This is a genomic window from Citrobacter europaeus (assembly GCF_037482245.1).
Taxonomy (GTDB): domain Bacteria; phylum Pseudomonadota; class Gammaproteobacteria; order Enterobacterales; family Enterobacteriaceae; genus Citrobacter; species Citrobacter europaeus.
The window spans coordinates 2,747,478-2,767,121 of the sequence record NZ_CP148084.1 but is presented as its reverse complement, the minus strand read 5'-3'; the positions used below and the strand labels follow the sequence as shown (position 1 = coordinate 2,767,121).

The 19,644-nt window shown below is 49.8% G+C and carries 21 protein-coding genes; 17 read left to right on the top strand and 4 right to left on the bottom strand.

Translation table 11 applies throughout. The annotated features are described in order from the left end of the window. Positions 1-26: 26 nt before the first annotated feature. Complete coding sequence (locus tag WHR59_RS13030) at positions 27-419, bottom strand: YdeI family stress tolerance OB fold protein (protein ID WP_043016169.1); 393 nt, start codon at positions 417-419, stop codon at positions 27-29. Between the two features lie 249 nt (positions 420-668). Between WHR59_RS13030 and WHR59_RS13025 the strand changes: the two genes are divergently transcribed. Then, positions 669-1,577: an SDR family oxidoreductase gene (locus tag WHR59_RS13025; RefSeq protein ID WP_043016170.1), complete on the top strand. Its 909-nt coding sequence runs from the start codon at positions 669-671 to the stop codon at positions 1,575-1,577. A 91-nt stretch (positions 1,578-1,668) separates the two neighbouring features. Here the strand turns inward: WHR59_RS13025 and WHR59_RS13020 are convergent, their stop codons facing one another. Together WHR59_RS13020 and pspF are read right to left on the bottom strand one after the other, a co-directional pair. Continuing rightward, a complete protein-coding gene (locus tag WHR59_RS13020) occupies positions 1,669-2,313 on the bottom strand; it encodes a QnrB family quinolone resistance pentapeptide repeat protein (RefSeq protein ID WP_338843123.1) in 645 nt (214 codons plus the stop codon). A gap of 96 nt (positions 2,314-2,409) precedes the next feature. Next, complete coding sequence (gene pspF, locus WHR59_RS13015; RefSeq protein WP_167373448.1) at positions 2,410-3,399, bottom strand: phage shock protein operon transcriptional activator; 990 nt, start codon at positions 3,397-3,399, stop codon at positions 2,410-2,412. Positions 3,400-3,554: 155 nt separating this feature from the next. Between pspF and pspA the strand changes: the two genes are divergently transcribed. From pspA to WHR59_RS12940, 15 genes are all read left to right on the top strand, one after another. Beyond that, entirely contained in the window at positions 3,555-4,223 is a 669-nt protein-coding gene (pspA, locus tag WHR59_RS13010; RefSeq protein ID WP_043016172.1) for a phage shock protein PspA, read from the top strand. A gap of 54 nt (positions 4,224-4,277) precedes the next feature. After that, positions 4,278-4,502, top strand: a complete 225-nt coding sequence (pspB, locus tag WHR59_RS13005; protein WP_003020509.1) for an envelope stress response membrane protein PspB — start codon at positions 4,278-4,280, stop codon at positions 4,500-4,502. Further along, positions 4,502-4,861 (top strand): envelope stress response membrane protein PspC, encoded by a 360-nt coding sequence (gene pspC / locus WHR59_RS13000; protein ID WP_087053389.1) that lies wholly within the window; start codon positions 4,502-4,504, stop codon positions 4,859-4,861. The genes pspB and pspC overlap by 1 nt, the downstream gene beginning before the upstream one ends. Positions 4,862-4,869: 8 nt before the next feature. Then, a complete protein-coding gene (pspD, locus tag WHR59_RS12995; RefSeq protein ID WP_043016174.1) occupies positions 4,870-5,100 on the top strand; it encodes a phage shock protein PspD in 231 nt (76 codons plus the stop codon). Positions 5,101-5,264: 164 nt separating this feature from the next. After that, positions 5,265-6,971, top strand: a complete 1,707-nt coding sequence (locus tag WHR59_RS12990; RefSeq protein ID WP_051642659.1) for a sugar phosphorylase — start codon at positions 5,265-5,267, stop codon at positions 6,969-6,971. Between the two features lie 16 nt (positions 6,972-6,987). Continuing rightward, positions 6,988-8,280 carry an ABC transporter substrate-binding protein gene (locus WHR59_RS12985; RefSeq protein ID WP_047410938.1) on the top strand — a complete coding sequence of 431 codons (1,293 nt, stop codon included), beginning with the start codon at positions 6,988-6,990 and terminating at the stop codon, positions 8,278-8,280. A gap of 20 nt (positions 8,281-8,300) precedes the next feature. Then, positions 8,301-9,182: a carbohydrate ABC transporter permease gene (locus tag WHR59_RS12980; RefSeq protein ID WP_003840754.1), complete on the top strand. Its 882-nt coding sequence runs from the start codon at positions 8,301-8,303 to the stop codon at positions 9,180-9,182. Continuing rightward, positions 9,169-10,011, top strand: a complete 843-nt coding sequence (locus WHR59_RS12975; RefSeq protein WP_003020474.1) for a carbohydrate ABC transporter permease — start codon at positions 9,169-9,171, stop codon at positions 10,009-10,011. Before WHR59_RS12980 ends, WHR59_RS12975 begins: the two co-directional genes overlap by 14 nt. 27 nt (positions 10,012-10,038) lie before the next feature. Continuing rightward, positions 10,039-11,091 (top strand): zinc-dependent alcohol dehydrogenase, encoded by a 1,053-nt coding sequence (locus tag WHR59_RS12970; RefSeq protein ID WP_075146238.1) that lies wholly within the window; start codon positions 10,039-10,041, stop codon positions 11,089-11,091. Between the two features lie 16 nt (positions 11,092-11,107). Continuing rightward, positions 11,108-11,896 carry a sugar phosphate isomerase/epimerase family protein gene (locus WHR59_RS12965; RefSeq protein ID WP_075146237.1) on the top strand — a complete coding sequence of 263 codons (789 nt, stop codon included), beginning with the start codon at positions 11,108-11,110 and terminating at the stop codon, positions 11,894-11,896. 10 nt (positions 11,897-11,906) lie between these two features. Next, the gene (locus WHR59_RS12960; protein WP_043016179.1) at positions 11,907-12,962 is read left to right on the top strand and encodes a Gfo/Idh/MocA family protein; all 1,056 of its coding nucleotides are present in this window, start codon (positions 11,907-11,909) and stop codon (positions 12,960-12,962) included. Further along, positions 12,959-15,235, top strand: a complete 2,277-nt coding sequence (locus WHR59_RS12955) for a glycoside hydrolase family 65 protein (RefSeq protein WP_338843119.1) — start codon at positions 12,959-12,961, stop codon at positions 15,233-15,235. Before WHR59_RS12960 ends, WHR59_RS12955 begins: the two co-directional genes overlap by 4 nt. After that, complete coding sequence (gene pgmB, locus WHR59_RS12950) at positions 15,232-15,900, top strand: beta-phosphoglucomutase (RefSeq protein WP_338843118.1); 669 nt, start codon at positions 15,232-15,234, stop codon at positions 15,898-15,900. The genes WHR59_RS12955 and pgmB overlap by 4 nt, the downstream gene beginning before the upstream one ends. A 10-nt stretch (positions 15,901-15,910) precedes the next feature. Then, a complete protein-coding gene (locus WHR59_RS12945; protein ID WP_338843116.1) occupies positions 15,911-16,993 on the top strand; it encodes an ABC transporter ATP-binding protein in 1,083 nt (360 codons plus the stop codon). 67 nt (positions 16,994-17,060) lie between these two features. Next, positions 17,061-17,966, top strand: coding sequence for an OmpG family monomeric porin (locus WHR59_RS12940; RefSeq protein WP_047410968.1), 906 nt, complete (start codon positions 17,061-17,063; stop codon positions 17,964-17,966). A gap of 29 nt (positions 17,967-17,995) precedes the next feature. Here WHR59_RS12940 and WHR59_RS12935 read toward each other — a convergent pair whose 3' ends face one another. After that, on the bottom strand, positions 17,996-19,006 hold the full coding sequence (locus WHR59_RS12935) for a LacI family DNA-binding transcriptional regulator (protein ID WP_043016184.1): 1,011 nt from the start codon (positions 19,004-19,006) through the stop codon (positions 17,996-17,998). A 228-nt stretch (positions 19,007-19,234) separates the two neighbouring features. Between WHR59_RS12935 and pspE the strand changes: the two genes are divergently transcribed. Beyond that, entirely contained in the window at positions 19,235-19,552 is a 318-nt protein-coding gene (gene pspE / locus WHR59_RS12930; RefSeq protein ID WP_075146235.1) for a thiosulfate sulfurtransferase PspE, read from the top strand. The last annotated feature ends 92 nt before the right edge of the window (positions 19,553-19,644 follow it).

Genomic DNA, 19,644 nt, shown 5'->3' with positions numbered 1-19,644 from the left:
GAGTGGCTTCCTTCCCGGTTATTGCGTTACTTCTGTATCTTATTTACGCGAACCACTGGTGGTTGCATTTTCGCATCGAGGCTACCGTTAATACTGATCATGTGATCGGGTTTAACCGTTCGGCCATCGAAAACCGCGTGTGGAATTAAAGTCTGGATACTGCCGGTTTTATCACGAAAGATAAATTTGTCTCCGCCTTGATCCTCGATGAGATTACCTCGTAGAGAAATGGTCGCACCGTCATGCATCGTTTTGGCCTGTTCGACAGTCATGATTCTTGCATCTTCGGTCCCACGATAACCTTCATCCAGAGCGTGGGCTGGCGGTGGAGCTGTATCATTTTTCAACCCGCCGTTATCATCAGCAAGCGCTGGCGACAATAAAAAACAACATAATAATGGCGTTATGGATAATTTCATACGTTCTCCCTTTTGCCTGGGGTGAGATGTAAATTGTGGTTGCTATTTATTAATACTGCGAACTGGATAAGTCTCAAATGATATTGTTCAAATTAAGTCTAACGTTGGTGGGGATATAAGCGTAACGGTAGGGGGAAGTAGGGAGGGGAATATTCCGAGAAAATTAAGTACTGCTGGGGAATATCGGTCATGCCATTCATTTTGGTCTACGCTTATTAGTCTTTGTGATAAATAAAGAGAGGTAATTGCATGGCTGGCTTAAACAAGGAAAAAAAGACCATCAATAAAACCAATTCTGCGCGTTTTCCGGCGCCGCCTTTTCAACAGCAGCAGCAGCCCTTTCCAGGGCTCGCGGGGAAAATGCAACCGCGTCCCGACCATGGAGAAGACAGCTATCAGGGAAGCGGTCGCCTGAATGGGCGCAAGGTATTAATTACCGGTGGGGATTCAGGGATTGGTCGTGCTGTTGCTATTGCCTATGCTCGTGAAGGCGCTGATGTTGCGATCAACTATTTACCTGAAGAAGAAGACGATGCGTGTGAAGTGGTCGACCTGATAAATAAAGCAGGCAGAAATGTTTTGGCCATCCCCGGAGATATTCGTGATGAGGCTTTTTGCGGTCATTTGGTAACACAGGCGGTTAAAGGACTGGGAGGGTTGGATATCCTCGTCAATAATGCGGGTCGTCAGCAATTTTGTGAGTCAATTGAGGAACTCACCACAGAAGATTTCGACGCAACATTTAAGACCAATGTCTACGCTATGTTTTGGATCACCAAAGCGGCCATCCCCCATCTTTCACCAGACAGCGTGATAATTAATACCTCCTCGGTACAGGCTTATGAGCCAAGTGAAATCTTGCTTGATTATGCTCAGACTAAAGCAGCTATCGTGGCATTTACTAAATCGCTGGCGAAACAGCTGGCCCCGAAAGGGATCCGTGTTAATGCCGTCGCGCCGGGTCCATACTGGACGGTGCTGCAGTGTTGTGGCGGTCAACCGCAGGAAAAGGTGGAGAAATTTGGGGCAAATGCGCCGCTGGGACGTCCTGGACAACCGGTGGAAATCGCGCCGCTTTATGTCACCCTGGCCGCTCAGGAGAACAGCTATACGTCTGGTCAGGTCTGGTGTTCTGATGGGGGGACCGGAACCCTCTAACGTTTATGCTCTGTACGTCGAAAGTGACTTTTAAGGCAAAGACGGACACTATTGTATAAGGGTGGGAGCGGTACTTACCGCTCCGAGAATGCTAACCAACCACCGCGATGCCAAGCCGCTCCATCAGCAACGCTGCCTGATAGCTATCCAATTTGACGCCTTGTAAATCTACACCCCGAATATCTAAATCACCCAGTTCTGAATTGGTCAAATCACAGTGCGTGAAATTTGCGGCCCGCCAGTCGAACGCTGAAAATTCACCGCCCGAGAGATCTGATCCACTGAACGTTGCACCCGCTACCTGAGTTCCCATCCAGCGGTTTTCCCACAGCTCGCACTTTTCCAGGACAACCTTCGAAAAGTTGGCGTAGCTTAGATTGGTATTCGTGATGTATGCGCTGCAAAACCAGGTCCGCGTGGTGATCATGTTCATAAAACTCGCGCCGCGAAAATCTGAACCCTGCGCGCGGCAGTGGCGAATTTCAATTCCCAGAGCACTGGCGTTGCGAAAATCCGCCATGGATAAATCGCAACTTTTAAAAATGGCATCTTTCAGCATTGCGCGACTAAAATTACACCCTTTCTGGCTTTCGCGATCATAAAACTGACAGCCGATAAATTCAGTGCCGCTAAGATCGGCCCCTGAAAAATCACAGTTAAAAAAAGTACTGTTTTCAACTTTTTCCCCGGTGAAGCGGTTTCTGTCAATTTTTTCGCTAACTAATGCCAGAGTCATAATGATATACCTGTTTTTTTATACAGTGATTTCATCATGGTAATCTGTTTTAACGCTATGCGTCAAATCCTCCAGTATAACGTCGGCGAAAGTGTCCTAAATCTGGTGTTTCTTCAGCAAGGCACGAAGCTGATGGTAAGTCAGACCCAGTAGTTCAGCGGCCTTTTTCTGATTAAATTTCGCTTGCTGCAAGCTGGTTTGTAAAAAGTCTTTCTCTTGTTGCTGCTGGAATTCACGCAAATCCAGCGGTAATGCTGCAGATGCCAGCGTTGTTTCCTCTACCTGCGGCTGCGCAACGTGGCGACGGAAGGGGTCGATGATTATCTCATCCAGCGGGTAATCGCTGGTACCGTGCCGGTATACGGAACGCTCCACGACGTTTTTTAGTTCACGAATATTGCCCGGCCAACGGTAGTGGAGGAGGGTCTCCCTGGCCTCGGCGGTAAACCCCGGGAACAGCGGTAACCCGATCTCGCGACACATCTGAATGGCAAAGTGTTCGGCCATTAACATGATGTCGCTTTGACGCTCGCGTAACGGGGGAAGTTGCACCACGTCAAAGGCCAGACGATCCAGCAGGTCTGCGCGGAAAGTGCCTTCGCTGACCATACGTGGCAGGTCGGCATTGGTCGCACAAACCAGGCGTACGTTAACCTGCAACGGCTGGCTGCCGCCAACGCGCTCCAGCTCGCCATACTCAATGACGCGCAACAGTTTTTCCTGCACCAGCATGGGGGCAGTCGCCAGCTCGTCAAGAAACAGCGTGCCGCCATCGGCGCGCTCGAAACGTCCAGGGTGGCGTTTTTGCGCGCCGGTAAAGGCACCCGCTTCGTGACCAAACAGTTCGGAATCGAGTAAGTTCTCGTTGAGCGCCGCGCAGTTAAGTGAAATAAACGGACCTTGCCAACGCGTAGAAAGGTAGTGCAGGCGGTTGGCAATAAGCTCTTTCCCTGTACCTCGCTCACCGATAACCAGCACAGGTTTATCCAGTGGCGCCAGATGAGAAACCTGCTCCAGCACTTCAATAAAGCTGTTTGCTTCACCCAGAAGATTATCTTTGTATTCTGCCATGATGAAATTCACCATTTGTTAGTGTTATTCACCAATTTACCCTAATTATCTCGACAGGTAAAATTAGATATAATTATTAAAATCAATGGGATAAAAAGTTGGCACGCCAAGTGCATTACGAAATCAGCAGGGCATAGCCCGATATCAGAACAGTAAGTGAGGATTACATTATGGGTATTTTTTCTCGTTTTGCCGACATCGTGAACGCCAACATTAATGCGTTGCTGGAAAAGGCTGAAGATCCGCAGAAGCTGGTGCGGTTAATGATCCAGGAAATGGAAGATACGCTGGTTGAGGTGCGTTCAAATTCCGCACGCGCTCTGGCAGAAAAGAAACAATTATCTCGCCGTATTGAACAGGCCAGCGCGCAACAGGCAGAGTGGCAAGAAAAAGCCGAGCTGGCGCTGCGTAAAGAGAAAGAAGATTTGGCGCGTTCTGCGTTAATCGAAAAACAGAAACTGACTGACCTGATTGCTTCTCTGGAGCATGAGGTGACGCTGGTTGACGATACGCTGGCGCGTATGAAAAAAGAGATTGGTGAGCTGGAAAATAAACTCAGTGAAACCCGGGCTCGTCAGCAGGCGCTGATGCTGCGTCATCAGGCAGCGAGTTCTTCGCGTGATGTCCGTCGTCAACTGGACAGCGGTAAACTGGATGAAGCGATGGCGCGCTTTGAATCTTTCGAGCGTCGTATCGATCATATGGAAGCTGAGGCTGAAAGCCATAACTTCGGTAAACAAAAGTCTCTGGATCAGCAATTTGCTGACCTGAAAGCAGATGATGAAATCAGCGAGCAGCTGGCGCAACTTAAAGCCAAAATGCAGCAAGACAAGCAATAATAACATCTGGCGGCGCCCGAACGCGCCGCCGCTCATCACCTGTAAGGAGTACTCATGAGCGCGCTATTTCTGGCTATCCCGTTAACCATCTTTGTGTTGTTCGTTTTACCGATTTGGCTCTGGCTGCATTACAGCAACCGTTCCAGTCGTGGCGAACTGTCGCAAAGTGAACAGCAACGTCTGGTCGAACTCAACGATGACGCACAGCGGATGCGCGAGCGCATTCAGGCGCTGGAAGACATCCTTGATGCTGAACATCCAAACTGGAGGGACCGCTAATGGGAGGCGTTAACCTGAACAAAAAACTGTGGCGTATTCCGCAGCAGGGCATTGTGAAGGGGGTTTGCGCAGGTATTGCGCATTATCTCGATGTACCTGTGAAGCTGGTACGGATCCTGGTGGTGTTGTCAGTCTTTTTTGGCCTGGCCTTTTTCACCTTCGTCGCCTACATCGTGCTGACGTTTGTGTTAGACCCGATGCCGGACAATGTGGTCTGTGGCGAGCAACAGCCATCTAGCGGCGAGCTGTTGGATGCTGTCGATCGCGAACTGGCAGCAGGTGAAAAGCGTTTGCGTGAAATGGAACGTTATGTGACGTCTGATACTTTTTCATTACGTAGTCGTTTCCGCCAATTGTGAGGTTAGACATGAACAATCGCTGGCAACGTGCCGGGCAAAGGGTTAAGCCGGGCTTTAAAATAGCAGGTAAGCTGGTGCTTTTGACGGCGCTTCGTTACGGCCCGGCAGGGGTAGCAGGGTGGGCGGTGAAATCCGTCGCCCGACGCCCGCTAAAAATGCTGCTGGCGTTGGTTCTGGAGCCGGTGTTGAGTCGGGCTGCAGCAAAATTGTCGAAACGCTATTCTGATAATCAAACCTGATATCTGAATCAGCAAAAGCAAGCAACAATTAATCAACATTCCATCAGTTAATTTGCGGCAGCTCACAAATACGATTTTTTGGCTGCCAAAATTCTTTTTTTACCCCCCTCCAGACCACCTCAGCTGATTGACAGCTTATTTTCCGCAGAGTAGTCTCTTGATTCATGGGACCGCTACCACGAGAATTGAAGGTGAACCAAAAAATCCAAAAATGTCTGACAGAAGTTTATGGTGATACATTTACTTCATGCCACTATGAAACGCTGCTTGCACGTTTAGAGAAGTCACAGGGATTAATTAAAAAGATCCGTAAAGCGCATTGGGATGAGGGCGATGTCGTTCTTATTACCTACGCCGATCAATTCCACGGGGCTGGTAAAAAACCGCTGCCTACATTTAATCAATTTTATAATGAATGGCTTAAGACGACATTTTCTCATGTGCATCTGCTGCCGTTTTATCCGTGGTCATCGGATGATGGGTTTTCCGTGATTAATTACCATCAGGTTGCCGAAGAAACGGGTGACTGGAATGATATTAAGGAATTAGGTGAATCCAGTCGACTGATGTTTGATTTTGTTTGTAACCATATGTCAGCTAAAAGCGAGTGGTTTAATAATTATTTACAACAGCTTGACGGTTATGAAAATTTCTTTATTGCAATGGATCCTGATACGGACCTGAGCAACGTCACACGTCCACGCGCATTACCGTTACTGACGCCGTTTACGCTAAAAGATAACACCGTACGCCATTTATGGACGACGTTCAGCGACGACCAGGTCGATCTCAATTATGCCAACCCGGTAGTACTACTGGCGATGGTCGATGTGCTATTGAGCTATCTTGAGCAGGGCGCAGATTATGTCCGCCTGGATGCAGTTGGCTTTATGTGGAAAGAGCCAGGAACGAGCTGTATTCATCTGGAAAAAACGCATCAGCTTATCAAACTATTCCGTGCTATTGCTGACTGTGCGGCGCCTGGCACAGCGATTATTACCGAAACGAACGTCCCACATAAGGATAACGTGTCTTACTATGGTAATGGCCGTGATGAAGCGCATATGGTGTACCAGTTCTCGCTGCCGCCGCTGGTGCTGCATGCGGTACAACGCCAGGACACGTCGACATTGTGCCAGTGGGCGCAATCACTGGAACTGCCGTCTGGCGAGACCACCTGGTTTAATTTTCTCGCATCGCATGACGGTATTGGTCTCAATCCATTGCGCGGTTTGTTGCCTGAAGACGAGATCATGCGTCTGGTGACAGAATTACAACAGGAAGGCGCGCTGGTTAACTGGAAAAATAATCCTGATGGTACTCGCAGTCCGTATGAAATTAACGTGACATATATGGATGCGCTAACGCCAGGAAATTGTAGCGATGCTGAGCGGTTTTCTCGCTTTATTCTCGCACATGCCATTTTGCTGAGTTTTCCTGGTGTGCCGGCGGTTTACATTCAAAGCATCCTTGGATCACGCAATGACTATAAAGGTGTTGAGACGTTAGGTTATAACCGTGCGATCAACCGCAAAAAATATCAGATAAGACAAATAGAAACGGAGCTGGCAGATGAAACCAGTTTGCGTAACGCTATTTATCATGAGTTATCCCGACTCATTGTAATACGTCGTAATAATAAAGCATTCCACCCTGATAGTAATTTTCAAATTTGCAATGTTACACCAGCTGTCATGCAAATTAAACGTACGGCGGAAACAGGCGAGGAAATTACTGGGCTATTTAATGTCAGCGGTCATACGCAAACCATTTGCATTGATATTGAAAATGGATTTGATTTGATTAGCGGTGAAACTATTTCAGGTAAAGAATTAACGTTGTACGCCTGGCAGGTCATGTGGGTTAAGTAATAAAAAGGAACATTTCATGCTTAAAGCTAAAATTGTGCTGATTTCAGCACTGGTTTCCTGCGCCCTGGTTTCTGGGTGTAAGGATGATAAAAAATCCTCTGTCGCGATTGAATTTATGCACTCTTCTGTCGAGCAGGAGCGGCAAGCAGTTATTGCAAAACTGATTGAGCGTTTTGAAAAAGAAAATCCGGGCATCAGCGTCAAACAGGTTCCTGTGGAAGAAGATGCTTACAACACCAAGGTCATTACCCTGGCGCGCAGCGGTTCACTGCCTGAAGTCATTGAAACCAGCCATGACTACGCGAAAGTTATGGATAAAGAATCCCTTATCGATCGTAAAGCGGTGGCGCAGGTCATCAACGGCGTCGGTGAAGGGACTTTTTATGATGGCGTCCTGCGTATTGTGCGCACTGAAGATGGTAGTGCATGGACCGGGGTTCCGGTCAGCGCCTGGATTGGTGGGATCTGGTATCGCAAAGATGTGCTGGCAAAAGCTGGACTGGAAGAACCAAAAGACTGGCAGCAATTGCTGAACGTGGCCCAGAAGCTCAACAATCCTGGCAGTAAGAAATACGGTATTGCGCTGCCCACGGCAGAAAGCGTTTTGACCGAACAGTCATTCTCTCAGTTCGCGCTCTCTAACCAGGCCAACGTTTTTGATGCGCAGGGAAAGATTACGCTCGACACACCTGAGATGGCGCAGGCGCTGCAGTATTACCGCCAACTTGCCATGAACACCATGCCGGGCTCTAACGACATCATGGAAGTCAAAGACGCTTTCATGAACGGCACGGCGCCAATGGCGATTTATTCCACCTATATCCTCCCGGCGGTGATCAAAGAGGGCGATCCTAAAAATGTTGGCTTTATGGTACCGACGGAAAAAAATTCCGCGGTTTACGGCATGCTGACGTCGCTAACCATTACTGCTGGTCAAAAAACCGAAGAGACAGAAGCAGCAGAGAAATTTGTCACCTTCATGGAGCAGGCCGACAACATTGCGGATTGGGTCATGATGTCGCCAGGGGCTGCGCTGCCGGTCAACAAAGCGGTGGTGAATACGCCGACGTGGAAAGATAACGCCGTTATCAAAGCGCTGGGTGAATTACCCGATCAACTGATTGCCGAACTGCCGAATATTCAGGTCTTTGGCGCTGTAGGTGATAAGAACTTTACCCGCATGGGCGACGTAACCGGATCGGGTGTTGTGAGTACCATGGTGCACAACGTCACGGTAGGGAAAGCTGACCTTTCATCGACTATCAAGGCCAGCCAGACAAAACTGGATGACCTCGTTGAACAGCGCTAATGGGGAAATGGAAAGCCGTGATGAATAAGTTCTTTTCAGGTCGATCTGATATGCCATTTGCCATGCTCCTGCTGGCGCCCAGCTTACTGTTATTGGGCGGTTTAGTGGCGTGGCCGATGATATCTAATATCGAAATCAGCTTTATGCGTCTGCCGCTTAATCCGCAAATTGAGTCTACGTTTGTCGGGCTGAGCAACTATATCCGGATCTTATCCGATCCTGGATTCTGGCATTCGCTATGGATGACGGTCTGGTATACCGCGCTGGTTGTGGCAGGGAGCACGGTACTGGGGCTGGGAGTAGCGATGTTTTTTAACCGTGAGTTTCGTCTGCGGAAAACGGCGCGCTCACTGGTCATCCTCTCTTACGTAACGCCATCAATTTCGCTGGTGTTTGCCTGGAAATACATGTTCAACAACGGCTACGGCATTGTGAACTACCTCGGCGTGGATCTGTTGCATCTCTACGATCAGGCGCCGCTGTGGTTCGACAATCCCGGCAGCAGCTTCGCGCTGGTCGTGCTGTTCGCCATCTGGCGCTATTTCCCATACGCCTTTATCTCGTTTCTGGCGATTTTACAGACTATTGATAAATCGTTGTATGAGGCGGCAGAAATGGACGGCGCGAATGCCTGGCAACGGTTTCGTATCGTCACGCTGCCGGCGATTATGCCCGTGCTGGCGACCGTGGTCACGCTACGTACGATCTGGATGTTCTACATGTTCGCCGATGTTTATCTATTGACCACTAAAGTCGATATTCTCGGGGTCTATCTCTATAAAACGGCGTTTGCATTTAATGACTTAGGCAAAGCGGCCGCGATCTCTGTCGTCCTCTTCGTCATCATTTTCGCTGTAATCTTGCTGACCAGAAAACGGGTGAACCTCAATGGCAACAAATAAGCGCACGCTTGGCCGCATTGGCTTTTACTGTGGATTAATTGTCTTTCTGGGCATCACGCTATTTCCATTTTTTGTGATGCTGATGACCTCATTCAAAAGCGCAAAAGAGGCGATCTCGCTGCATCCGACGCTGTTACCGCAGCAATGGACGCTGGAACATTACATCGACATCTTCAACCCGATGATTTTCCCGTTTGTTGACTACTTCCGTAATAGCCTGGTGGTATCGGTCACGTCATCGGTGGTGGCGGTATTTCTGGGCGTGCTCGGGGCATATGCGCTTTCCCGCCTGCGTTTTAAGGGACGAATGACCATCAATGCCAGCTTTTATACGGTGTACATGTTTTCAGGGATCCTGCTGGTGGTGCCGCTTTTCAAAATCATCACGGCGCTCGGTATTTATGACACCGAAATGGCGTTGATTATCACCATGGTCACCCAGACGCTGCCGACCGCGGTGTTCATGCTGAAAAGTTACTTCGACACTATTCCGGATGAGATAGAAGAAGCCGCGATGATGGATGGGTTGAATCGTCTGCAGATCATCTTTCGCATTACCGTGCCTTTGGCGATGTCTGGGCTGGTTTCGGTCTTTGTGTACTGCTTTATGGTGGCGTGGAATGACTATCTGTTTGCCTCGATTTTCCTTTCCAGCGCCAGCAATTTTACCTTACCGGTCGGTCTGAACGCGCTGTTCAGTACGCCTGACTATATCTGGGGACGCATGATGGCTGCATCGTTAGTCACTGCATTGCCGGTTGTCATTATGTATGCGCTTTCCGAACGTTTTATTAAAAGTGGTTTGACCGCAGGCGGCGTGAAAGGCTAAGCGGCCAGTTTAATTAAGGAGTTGTAAATGAAGAAGTTAGTTGCCACAGAACCGCGCGTTGCGGCGTTGGTGGAATATGAAGACAGAGCGGTATCCGCCAATGAAGTTAAAGTTCGCGTTCGCTTTGGTGCGCCGAAACATGGCACGGAAGTCGTCGATTTTCGCGCGGCCAGCCCGTTTATTGACGAAGATTTTAACAGCGAATGGCAAATGTTCATGCCGCGTCCGGAAGGGGCGCCGCGCGGGATTGAATTCGGCAAATTCCAGCTTGGCAACATGGTGGTAGGCGATGTTGTTGAGTGTGGCAGCGATGTGACCGAATACGCCGTTGGCGATTCAGTTTGCGGCTACGGTCCTCTGGCTGAAACGGTTATTTTTAATGCGGTGAACAACTATAAATTGCGCAAAATGCCGGAAGGCAGTTCGTGGAAAAATGCCGTTTGCTATGACCCGGCACAATTTGCCATGAGCGGGGTGCGCGACGCCAATGTGCGTGTCGGCGACTTCGTAGTCATCGTGGGTTTAGGTGCGATTGGTCAGATTGCCGTCCAGTTAGCTAAGAAAGCGGGAGCCTCGGTGGTTATTGGCGTGGATCCGATTGCTCATCGCTGCGATATCGCACGTCGCCACGGCGCGGATTTCTGTCTGAATCCTCTGGGCACCGATGTGGGAATGGAAATTAAGAAGCTGACCGGCAAGCAGGGCGCGGATGTGATCATCGAAACCAGCGGCTATGCGGATGCGTTGCAATCGGCGCTACGCGGTCTGGCCTATGGTGGAACCATCTCCTATGTCGCTTTCGCGAAACCTTTTGCAGAAGGGTTCAACCTTGGGCGTGAAGCGCACTTCAACAACGCCAAAATTGTCTTCTCCCGCGCCTGCAGTGAACCAAATCCAGATTATCCGCGCTGGAGCCGCAAGCGTATTGAGGAGACCTGCTGGGAGCTGTTGATGAACGGTTATCTGAACTGTGAAGAACTTATTGACCCGGTAGTAACTTTTGCCAGCAGCCCGGAAAGCTATATGCAGTATGTGGACCGACATCCGGAAAAGAGCATCAAAATGGGCGTGACGTTTTAATTAAGGAATGCAGAAAATGAAAATCGGAACACAGAACCAGGCTTTTTTCCCGGAAAACATTCTTGAAAAATTCCGTTATATCAAAGAAATGGGGTTTGATGGTTTTGAAATTGACGGCAAATTGCTGGTCAATAATCTTGCAGAAGTAAAAGCGGCAATCAAAGAAACGGGGCTGCCCGTCACGACCGCCTGCGGCGGATATGACGGCTGGATCGGTGATTTTATCGAAGAGCGTCGTTTGAACGGTTTACAGCAGATTACCCGCATTCTCGAAGCGCTGGCCGAAGTCGGTGGGCAAGGCATCATTGTACCCGCGGCATGGGGCATGTTTACCTTCCGCTTACCGCCGATGACGTCCCCACGTAGCCTGGAAGGCGATCGTAAAGCCGTCAGTGATTCATTGATTTATCTTGATAAAGTTGCCGAGCGTACGGGGACGGTGGTGTATCTGGAGCCGCTCAATCGCTATCAGGATCATATGATCAACACCCTGGCGGATGCCCGTCGATATATCGTGGAAAACAACCTGAAGCATGTGCAAATCATTGGTGATTTTTACCATATGAATATTGAAGAAGACGATATGGCACAGGCGCTGCACGACAACCGCGATCTGCTGGGTCACGTCCATATTGCGGATAATCATCGTTATCAGCCGGGGAGCGGTACGCTGGATTTCGCTGCGCTGTTTGACCAGTTGCGTGAAGATAATTATCAGGGTTACGTCGTGTACGAAGGGCGCGTGCGGGCAGAGAATCTGCCGGAAGCGTACCGTCAGTCACTGGCCTGGCTGCGTACCTGCTAAGAGGATTTCCGTGAAAAGTGCACTGACAAGCTCTCCGCTACGCGTCGCCATTATCGGCGCCGGGCAGGTGGCGGATAAAGTTCATGCTTCGTACTACTGCACCCGTAACGATCTGGAACTGGTGGCTGTCTGCGACAGCCGCCTGTCACAGGCGCGGCTGTTTGCAGAAAAATACGGTAATCCGCAGGTTTGGGACGATCCTCAAACGATGTTACGTGAGGCTAAGCCAGATATCGTCAGTATTTGCTCGCCCAATCGTTTTCATTATGAACACACCATGTTGGCATTGAACGCTGGGTGCCATGTGATGTGCGAGAAACCTCCGGCGATGACGCCAGACGAGGCGCTGGAAATGTGTCAAACGGCGCGTCGGATGGGAAAAGTACTGGCTTATGATTTTCATCATCGTTTCGCACTGGATACGCAACTGCTTCGTGAGCAGGTGATGGCCGGTGTGCTGGGTGAAATTTATGTCACCAATGTCCGTGCTTTGCGCCGCTGCGGCGTGCCCGGCTGGGGGGTTTTTACCAACAAAGAACTGCAGGGCGGCGGGCCGTTAATTGATCTTGGTATTCATATGCTGGATGCCGCCATGTATGTGTTGGGGTTCCCGGCGGTAAAGCGCGTTAACGCGCACAGCTATCAACGCATTGGCACGCGTAAAAACAGCGGCCAGTTTGGGAAATGGGATCCCGCGACGTATACCGTGGAGGATTCCCTGTTCGGCACGATTGAATTTCATAACGGCGGTATCCTGCGCCTGGAAACCTCTTTCGCGCTGAATATCCCGGAACAATCGATTATGAACGTTAATTTCTGCGGCGATTTGGCGGGGGCAACGTTATTCCCGGCCCAGGTCTACACCGACCGCGATGGTGCGCTTGACGTGCTGCTTGCGCGCGAAATGGCTGATGACAACCGTCATTATCGCAGCATGGACGCTTTCGTGAATCATGTCCAGGGTGAGCCTGTCACTATTGCTGACGCAGAACAAGGCGTCGTTATTCAACAATTGGTTGCCGCACTGTATCAATCGGCTGAAACAGGGACCTACGTAGACTTATGACGAAGCCAGTAATGCTAACTGAACCGGCTTTTTGCCCACACAGCCTGAATAAATATGCGTCACTCATGACGACCGGCAACGGTTATATGGGCATTCGCGCCAGCCACGAGGAAGCCTACACCTTACAAACTCGCGGCATGTACCTTGCAGGACTGTATCACCGGGCAGGGAAAGGCGAAATTAATGAACTGGTTAATCTGCCTGATGTGGTGGGCGTCGAGATTTCACTCAATGGCGAGATTTTCACACTCAACAGCGGCGTTATTGAAAGCTGGCATCGTGAACTGGATTTTGCCAGCGGAGAATTACGCCGTACGCTTACCTGGCGTGCGTCTGACGGGGCGCGTTTTGCCATTGAGAGCAGGCGATTTGTCTCGGCACATAAACTGCCGCTGTTTGCTATGGAAGTTGTCGTAACACCACTGGATGCCGATGCCAACATTGGTATCTCGACCGGTATTGATGCCACGATCACTAATCATGGTCGCCAGCATCTGGACGAAACGCAGGTCCGGGTCTTTGGCCAGCATCTTATGCAAGGGATTTACACCACCCAGGACAATCGTAATGACATCGCTATCACGACATATTGTGATGTAGATGGCGCGGCGCAGCGTTGTTTCACCGCGAAAGAGCGCCGGTTGTTACAACACAACAGCGTGCATGCGCAAGCCGGGCAGCGCGTCACGCTGACGAAAATGAGCTGGGTAGACTGGGCGAGCGAACGCAACCTGTCGCTGGAGACCTGGGGACGCCAGTCACTGCGTAACCTGGAATCATGCGCCCAGCAGGGATATGACGCACTGCTGGCTGAGTCGAGCGCCAACTGGCAAGCCTGGTGGCAAACTCGTCGCGTTCAGGTTACCAGCACGGATATCAGCGATCAGCGGGCGCTGGACTATGCGCTCTATCATCTGCGTGTGATGACCCCAGACCACGATGAGCGCAGCAGTATTGCGGCCAAAGGTCTGACGGGCGAAGGGTATAAAGGGCACATCTTCTGGGATACTGAAGTCTTTTTGTTACCGTTTCACCTGTTTACCGAACCGAAAACCGCGAGAAGTCTACTGCGTTATCGCTGGCATAATTTGCCGGGCGCGCGTGAGAAAGCCCGCCGTAACGGTTGGCAGGGCGCGCTTTTCCCGTGGGAAAGCGCTCGCAGCGGTGATGAGGAAACGCCTGAATTCGCGGCGATCAACATCCGTACCGGGCTGCGGCAAAAAGTGGCCTCCGCGCAGGCTGAACATCACCTCGTGGCGGATGTTGCCTGGGCGGTAATCAATTACTGGCATGCCACCGGGGATATGAACTTTATGTCCCGTGAAGGTATAACGCTGCTGCTGGAAACGGCAAAGTTCTGGATAAGCAGAGCGGTCATGGTCAACGGTCGTTTAGAGATCCACGATGTGATTGGCCCGGATGAATACACTGAGCACGTGAACAACAATGCGTTCACCAACTACATGGCCTGGCACAACGTAGAGCAGGCGCTGGGTTTTGCCCGTCGGTTGGGCTGCGGCGATGACACGTTTATTCATCGCGCAGAGCATTTTTTACAGCATCTCTGGCGACCGGAAGTTCAGCCCGATGGCGTGCTTCCTCAGGATGATACCTTCCTGAACAAACCGGTTATCGATCTGTCGCAGTACAAAGCCAAAGCGGGCAAGCAGACCGTTTTGCTCGATTACTCCCGTGCAGAAGTCAATGAGATGCAAATTCTCAAACAGGCCGATGTAGTGATGCTGACTTACATGTTGCCGGAGCAATTTAGCCCGCAAACCTGTCTGGCTAACCTGCGTTTCTACGAGCCGCGCACAATACACGACTCGTCTTTGAGTAAGGCGATCCATGGGATTGTGGCTGCGCGTTGCGGTGATTCGGCTCAGGGGTATCGGTTCTGGCGCGAAGGATCGCTTATCGATCTTGGGGATGATCCACATAGTTGTGATGACGGAATTCATGCCGCGGCGACGGGGGCCATCTGGCTGGGCGCAATTCAGGGATTTGCTGGTGTGAACGTTCGCCACGGAGAGTTACATCTTGCGCCTGCATTACCTGCTCACTGGCAAATGCTGTCTTTTCCGCTGCGCTGGCAGGGTTCCGCTATGCAGATAACTATCAACGCTGCCGAAATCCGTATTCGCAGTGCTGAGCAAATTTTCCTTTGGGTTAATGGCGAAAAAATCTCCGTGCAGGGGGAGGCCGTAATCAGTAATGACGCCATTATTTCGCCCAGCCATGGGACCGCTACCAAAAAAAGGGGCGATGAATGATACTCAAACCACAGGCCATCATTTTTGATTTAGATGGCGTGATTACCGACACTGCGCATCTGCATTTTCTCGCCTGGCGGCAGGTAGCCGCTGAAATCGGGGTTGCGATTGACGAAGCATTTAATGACAGCCTGAAAGGGATTAGTCGCAGCGAATCACTACAGCGTATTTTGCGCCATGGTGGGAAGGCGGGAGCGTTTTCTGCTGAGGCCTGCGTACAATTGGCCGAGAGAAAAAACAGACTGTATGTCCATTCTTTGCGCCAGTTGACGGTGAACTCAGTATTGCCGGGAATACGTGGGCTGCTGATGACGCTGCGGGAAGAGCGAATTCCGGTGGGGCTGGCCTCTGTGTCGCTCAATGCCCCTGCGATTTTACAAGCGCTTGATCTTAGCTCTTATTTTGATTTCTGTGCAGATGCGGCGCTGATTTCCCGCTCGAAACCAGATCCCGAAATATTCCTGGCCGCATGTTCGGGCCTTGGCGTTGACCCGCAGCAGTGTATTGGCATAGAAGATGCACAAGCGGGAATTGATGCAATCAACGCCTGCGGCATGCTTTCTGTCGGCATCGGTACAGGGCTGAATGGAGCAGGCTTGCAGCTTCCTGCAACCGAATTTCTGACGTGGCCGTGCTTATCGGCTTTCTGGCAACACGACAAGTAAAGGATTCAACATGGCACAGCTTTCGTTGCAACACATTCAAAAAATTTACGACAACCAGGTACACGTCGTTAAAGACTTCAATCTGGAAATCGAAGACAAAGAGTTTATTGTTTTTGTTGGACCTTCCGGCTGCGGGAAGTCTACTACGTTGCGCATGATCGCCGGTCTGGAGGAGATCAGTGGCGGCGATCTGCTGATTGACGGTAAACGGATGAACGATGTGCCGGCGAAATCGCGCAACATTGCGATGGTTTTTCAGAACTACGCGTTGTACCCGCACATGACAGTCTATGACAACATGGCGTTTGGCCTGAAAATGCAGAAAATTGCCCCTGCCGTGATTGAAGAGCGTGTCAACTGGGCGGCGCAAATCCTTGGCCTGCGCGATTATCTGCAGCGTAAACCTGGCGCGTTATCCGGTGGACAGCGTCAACGTGTGGCGCTGGGGCGTGCGATTGTTCGTGAGGCAGGGGTCTTCCTGATGGATGAACCCTTATCGAATCTCGATGCCAAACTTCGCGTACAGATGCGGGCAGAAATCAGCAAACTGCATCAGAAACTCAATACCACCATGATATATGTTACCCACGATCAAACCGAAGCCATGACGATGGCGACGCGTATTGTGATTATGAAGGATGGCATTGTTCAGCAAGTTGGTGCACCGAAAACGGTTTATAACCACCCGGCAAATATGTTTGTCGCCGGATTTATTGGCTCACCGGCTATGAACTTTATTCGTGGCGCGATTGACGGTGATAAGTTTGTCACAGAAACACTGAAATTAACGATTCCAGAAAATAAATTAGCACAATTAAAAGCGCAGGGTTATGAACATCAGGCGGTCACGCTGGGAATTCGTCCTGAAGATATACATCCGCAGCTTAATAATGAAAATAGTGTATCGGCAAAAATTAGCGTTGCAGAATTAACCGGCGCTGAATTTATGCTTTATACCATTGTTGGGGGGCATGAGTTAGTGGTCCGTGCTGGGGCAGTGAATGATTATCACGCAGGAGAGAACATCACTATTCATTTTGATATGGCGAAATGCCATTTCTTTGATGCTGAAGCTGAAGTGGCTATTCAATAAAATTCCGGGGGATAATCATCCCCCAAGCCTTGGGGCATTTTTGCGAGTATTTTAACAAGGAATAATAATGAAAACCCTACTGTCCGCTACTGCGCTGATTATGAGCGCAGGAATGGCCTGCGCGCAGGCTGCTGAAAAGAATGACTGGCACTTTAATATTGGTGCTATGTACGAAATAGAAAATGTTGAAGGTCAGGGCGAAGATATGGATGGACTGGCTGAGCCGTCCGTCTATTTTAATGCGTCTAATGGGCCGTGGAAAATATCGCTGGCCTATTATCAGGAAGGACCGGTTGATTACAGCGAGGGGAAACGTGGAACCTGGTTTGATCGCCCAGAACTGGAAGTCCGCTATCAATTTCTGGAAAGCGAGGATGTTAATTTCGGCCTGACCGGTGGTTTCCGTAATTACGGTTATCACTATGTCAATGAACCCGGAAAAGACACCGCCAATATGCAGCGCTGGAAAGTTCAGCCGGACTGGGATGTTAAACTGACCGACGATCTGCGCTTTAGCGGTTGGCTGGCGATGTATCAGTTCGTTAATGATTTGAGCACCACCGGCTACTCTGATAGCCGCGTTGAAAGTGAGACCGGTCTGAATTATACGTTTAACGAAACGGTGGGTTTAACGGTTAACTATTACCTCGAACGCGGTTTTAATCTGGCTGATTCGCGCAATAATGGTGAATTCTCAACCCAGGAAATTCGTGCATATTTGCCGCTGTCTTTCGGCAATACCACCCTGACGCCGTATACCCGTCTGGGGCTTGATCGCTGGTCAAACTGGGACTGGCAGGATGACCCTGCACGTGAAGGCCATGACTTCAATCGTCTCGGTTTACTGTATGCATATGATTTCCAGAACGGTTTATCAATGTCGCTGGAGTATGCCTATGAGTGGGAAGATCACGACGAAGGCGAAAGTGACAGATTCCATTATGCTGGTATAGGCGTGAACTACGCATTCTAAAAGATACTGGGGCATTAATGCCCCAGTTTTTACACCAGTGAGTCGGCCAGCGATATGTGTGTGCTCACCGTGATATTCTTTAATCCTTTCTCGCCTGCGATCAGGTTAAACAATAAATTACAGCTTTGCTCGCCCAACTGCTGGGTAGGTACATCAATTCCGCCTGGAACCGGTGTCAGCATAAACGATAACAGCTCATTACTGTAGCCTACGACGGCAAGCTGTTGCGGAATAGTAATATTCTTCTCAGCCGCCACGCGATATAAGCTCATTAATTTCAAACTATCGGTAGCAAATACAGCGTCGGGTAACGGTTGTTGACTCAGTAATTTTCGTGAAGCGAGCAGGGCTGTTTCATGAGTATAGCCACCGTCAATAATCCATTCATCGCGCATATTAATGTTATGCGCCTGAAGACTGGCTTTATAACCGTTCACGCGATCGATAGAAACATGAACGTCAAGCGGCGCATGCAAACAGGCTATATTACGGTGCCCACTTTCAATCAGCGCATTTGTCAGAGTAATACTGTCGCGATAGTTATCTGTGTCTACAGAATAGACATTGGCGTAGTCACCTTCAACTTTCCCAATAACCACAACCGGGACATTGTATTTATCCAGACGTGCAAAAAATGATTCATCAGCAGGAGAGCTCAGCATAATGATCCCTTTGATCAATTTCTGCTTAATCTTGCTCTCACATTTTTGTAAATCATCTTCGGTGCTTCGCGACGTCTGCAATATGACATCAAAACCGACCTCTTCGGCCTTGGCCGTAATGGCATGCAGTACTTCAGAGAAAAACGGATTACCGGCGGTAGTTTTTGCTGAACGGGTAGATATCACCATTATTGCATCAAACCCGGAAGAGGTGAGCGCGCGAGCAAGTTTATTAGGCTGATACTGTAACTCATCAATAGCGCGCAGCACCTTTTCAAGCGCTTCCGGCGAGATGTTGGTTTGCTTATTCAGCACGCGCGACACCGTGGATTTTGATACGCCAGCGGCTCGTGCAATATCATAAATGGTAGGAGACATAGATCCCAAGCTCCGTCCGAGAGTCAATGGCGGACATATTATGGAGTTAATTGGCGAATGACAACAATCTCGGAATGCGGGTAGAAAAATCAAAAGGCTAACTGCAGTATGTATCACCTGAGGAACAATCGTCCGCACCTGCAGACGGTGATAATGTGGTCGCAATATTTTCTTAAGAACAAGCGTATAGTGTGGTGGTTAAATCCAACAATCAGTCGGGAAGATATTATGTTGAAAAAAGGCGTATTAGTGTTGGCACTGGTCATTGGCATGCCGGTTTTTGCAGCCGAACACTGGATTGATGTTCGTATTCCTGAACAGTACCAACAGCAGCATATTCAGGGGGCCGTCAACATACCGTTGAAAGAGATGAAGACGCGTATCGCAGCTGAAGTTCCTGATAAGAACGACACAGTGAAGCTGTACTGCAACTCCGGGCGTCAATCGGGGCAGGCCAGGGATATGTTGACTGAAATGGGCTACACGCAGGTGACCAACGAAGGTGGCATCAATCAGATAGCGCTTCCTAAAGTAGAGAATAAATAAACCGCCCGCATTCATTCTGCAGCAGGCGGTAAGAATAATGCCGCCTGATACAGCTCAGGTAGTTGATAAGTAAGAATTGACCCCTATCTTTA

Bases quoted from the DNA above. Each gene is read 5' to 3' on its own strand.
- WHR59_RS13020 (WP_338843123.1), bottom strand. From the start codon at position 2,313: ATGACTCTGGCATTAGTTAGCGAAAAAATTGACAGAAACCGCTTCACC.
- WHR59_RS12935 (WP_043016184.1), bottom strand. From the start codon at position 19,006: ATGTCTCCTACCATTTATGATATTGCACGAGCCGCTGGCGTATCAAAA.
- WHR59_RS12965 (WP_075146237.1), top strand. From the start codon at position 11,108: ATGAAAATCGGAACACAGAACCAGGCTTTTTTCCCGGAAAACATTCTT.
- pspF (WP_167373448.1), bottom strand. From the start codon at position 3,399: ATGGTGAATTTCATCATGGCAGAATACAAAGATAATCTTCTGGGTGAA.
- WHR59_RS12955 (WP_338843119.1), top strand. From the start codon at position 12,959: ATGACGAAGCCAGTAATGCTAACTGAACCGGCTTTTTGCCCACACAGC.
- pgmB (WP_338843118.1), top strand. From the start codon at position 15,232: ATGATACTCAAACCACAGGCCATCATTTTTGATTTAGATGGCGTGATT.
- WHR59_RS12970 (WP_075146238.1), top strand. From the start codon at position 10,039: ATGAAGAAGTTAGTTGCCACAGAACCGCGCGTTGCGGCGTTGGTGGAA.
- WHR59_RS13025 (WP_043016170.1), top strand. From the start codon at position 669: ATGGCTGGCTTAAACAAGGAAAAAAAGACCATCAATAAAACCAATTCT.
- WHR59_RS13030 (WP_043016169.1), bottom strand. From the start codon at position 419: ATGAAATTATCCATAACGCCATTATTATGTTGTTTTTTATTGTCGCCA.
- WHR59_RS12975 (WP_003020474.1), top strand. From the start codon at position 9,169: ATGGCAACAAATAAGCGCACGCTTGGCCGCATTGGCTTTTACTGTGGA.
- WHR59_RS12990 (WP_051642659.1), top strand. From the start codon at position 5,265: ATGGGACCGCTACCACGAGAATTGAAGGTGAACCAAAAAATCCAAAAA.
- WHR59_RS12940 (WP_047410968.1), top strand. From the start codon at position 17,061: ATGAAAACCCTACTGTCCGCTACTGCGCTGATTATGAGCGCAGGAATG.
- WHR59_RS12945 (WP_338843116.1), top strand. From the start codon at position 15,911: ATGGCACAGCTTTCGTTGCAACACATTCAAAAAATTTACGACAACCAG.
- pspC (WP_087053389.1), top strand. From the start codon at position 4,502: ATGGGAGGCGTTAACCTGAACAAAAAACTGTGGCGTATTCCGCAGCAG.
- pspA (WP_043016172.1), top strand. From the start codon at position 3,555: ATGGGTATTTTTTCTCGTTTTGCCGACATCGTGAACGCCAACATTAAT.
- WHR59_RS12985 (WP_047410938.1), top strand. From the start codon at position 6,988: ATGCTTAAAGCTAAAATTGTGCTGATTTCAGCACTGGTTTCCTGCGCC.
- pspE (WP_075146235.1), top strand. From the start codon at position 19,235: ATGTTGAAAAAAGGCGTATTAGTGTTGGCACTGGTCATTGGCATGCCG.
- pspD (WP_043016174.1), top strand. From the start codon at position 4,870: ATGAACAATCGCTGGCAACGTGCCGGGCAAAGGGTTAAGCCGGGCTTT.
- pspB (WP_003020509.1), top strand. From the start codon at position 4,278: ATGAGCGCGCTATTTCTGGCTATCCCGTTAACCATCTTTGTGTTGTTC.
- WHR59_RS12980 (WP_003840754.1), top strand. From the start codon at position 8,301: ATGAATAAGTTCTTTTCAGGTCGATCTGATATGCCATTTGCCATGCTC.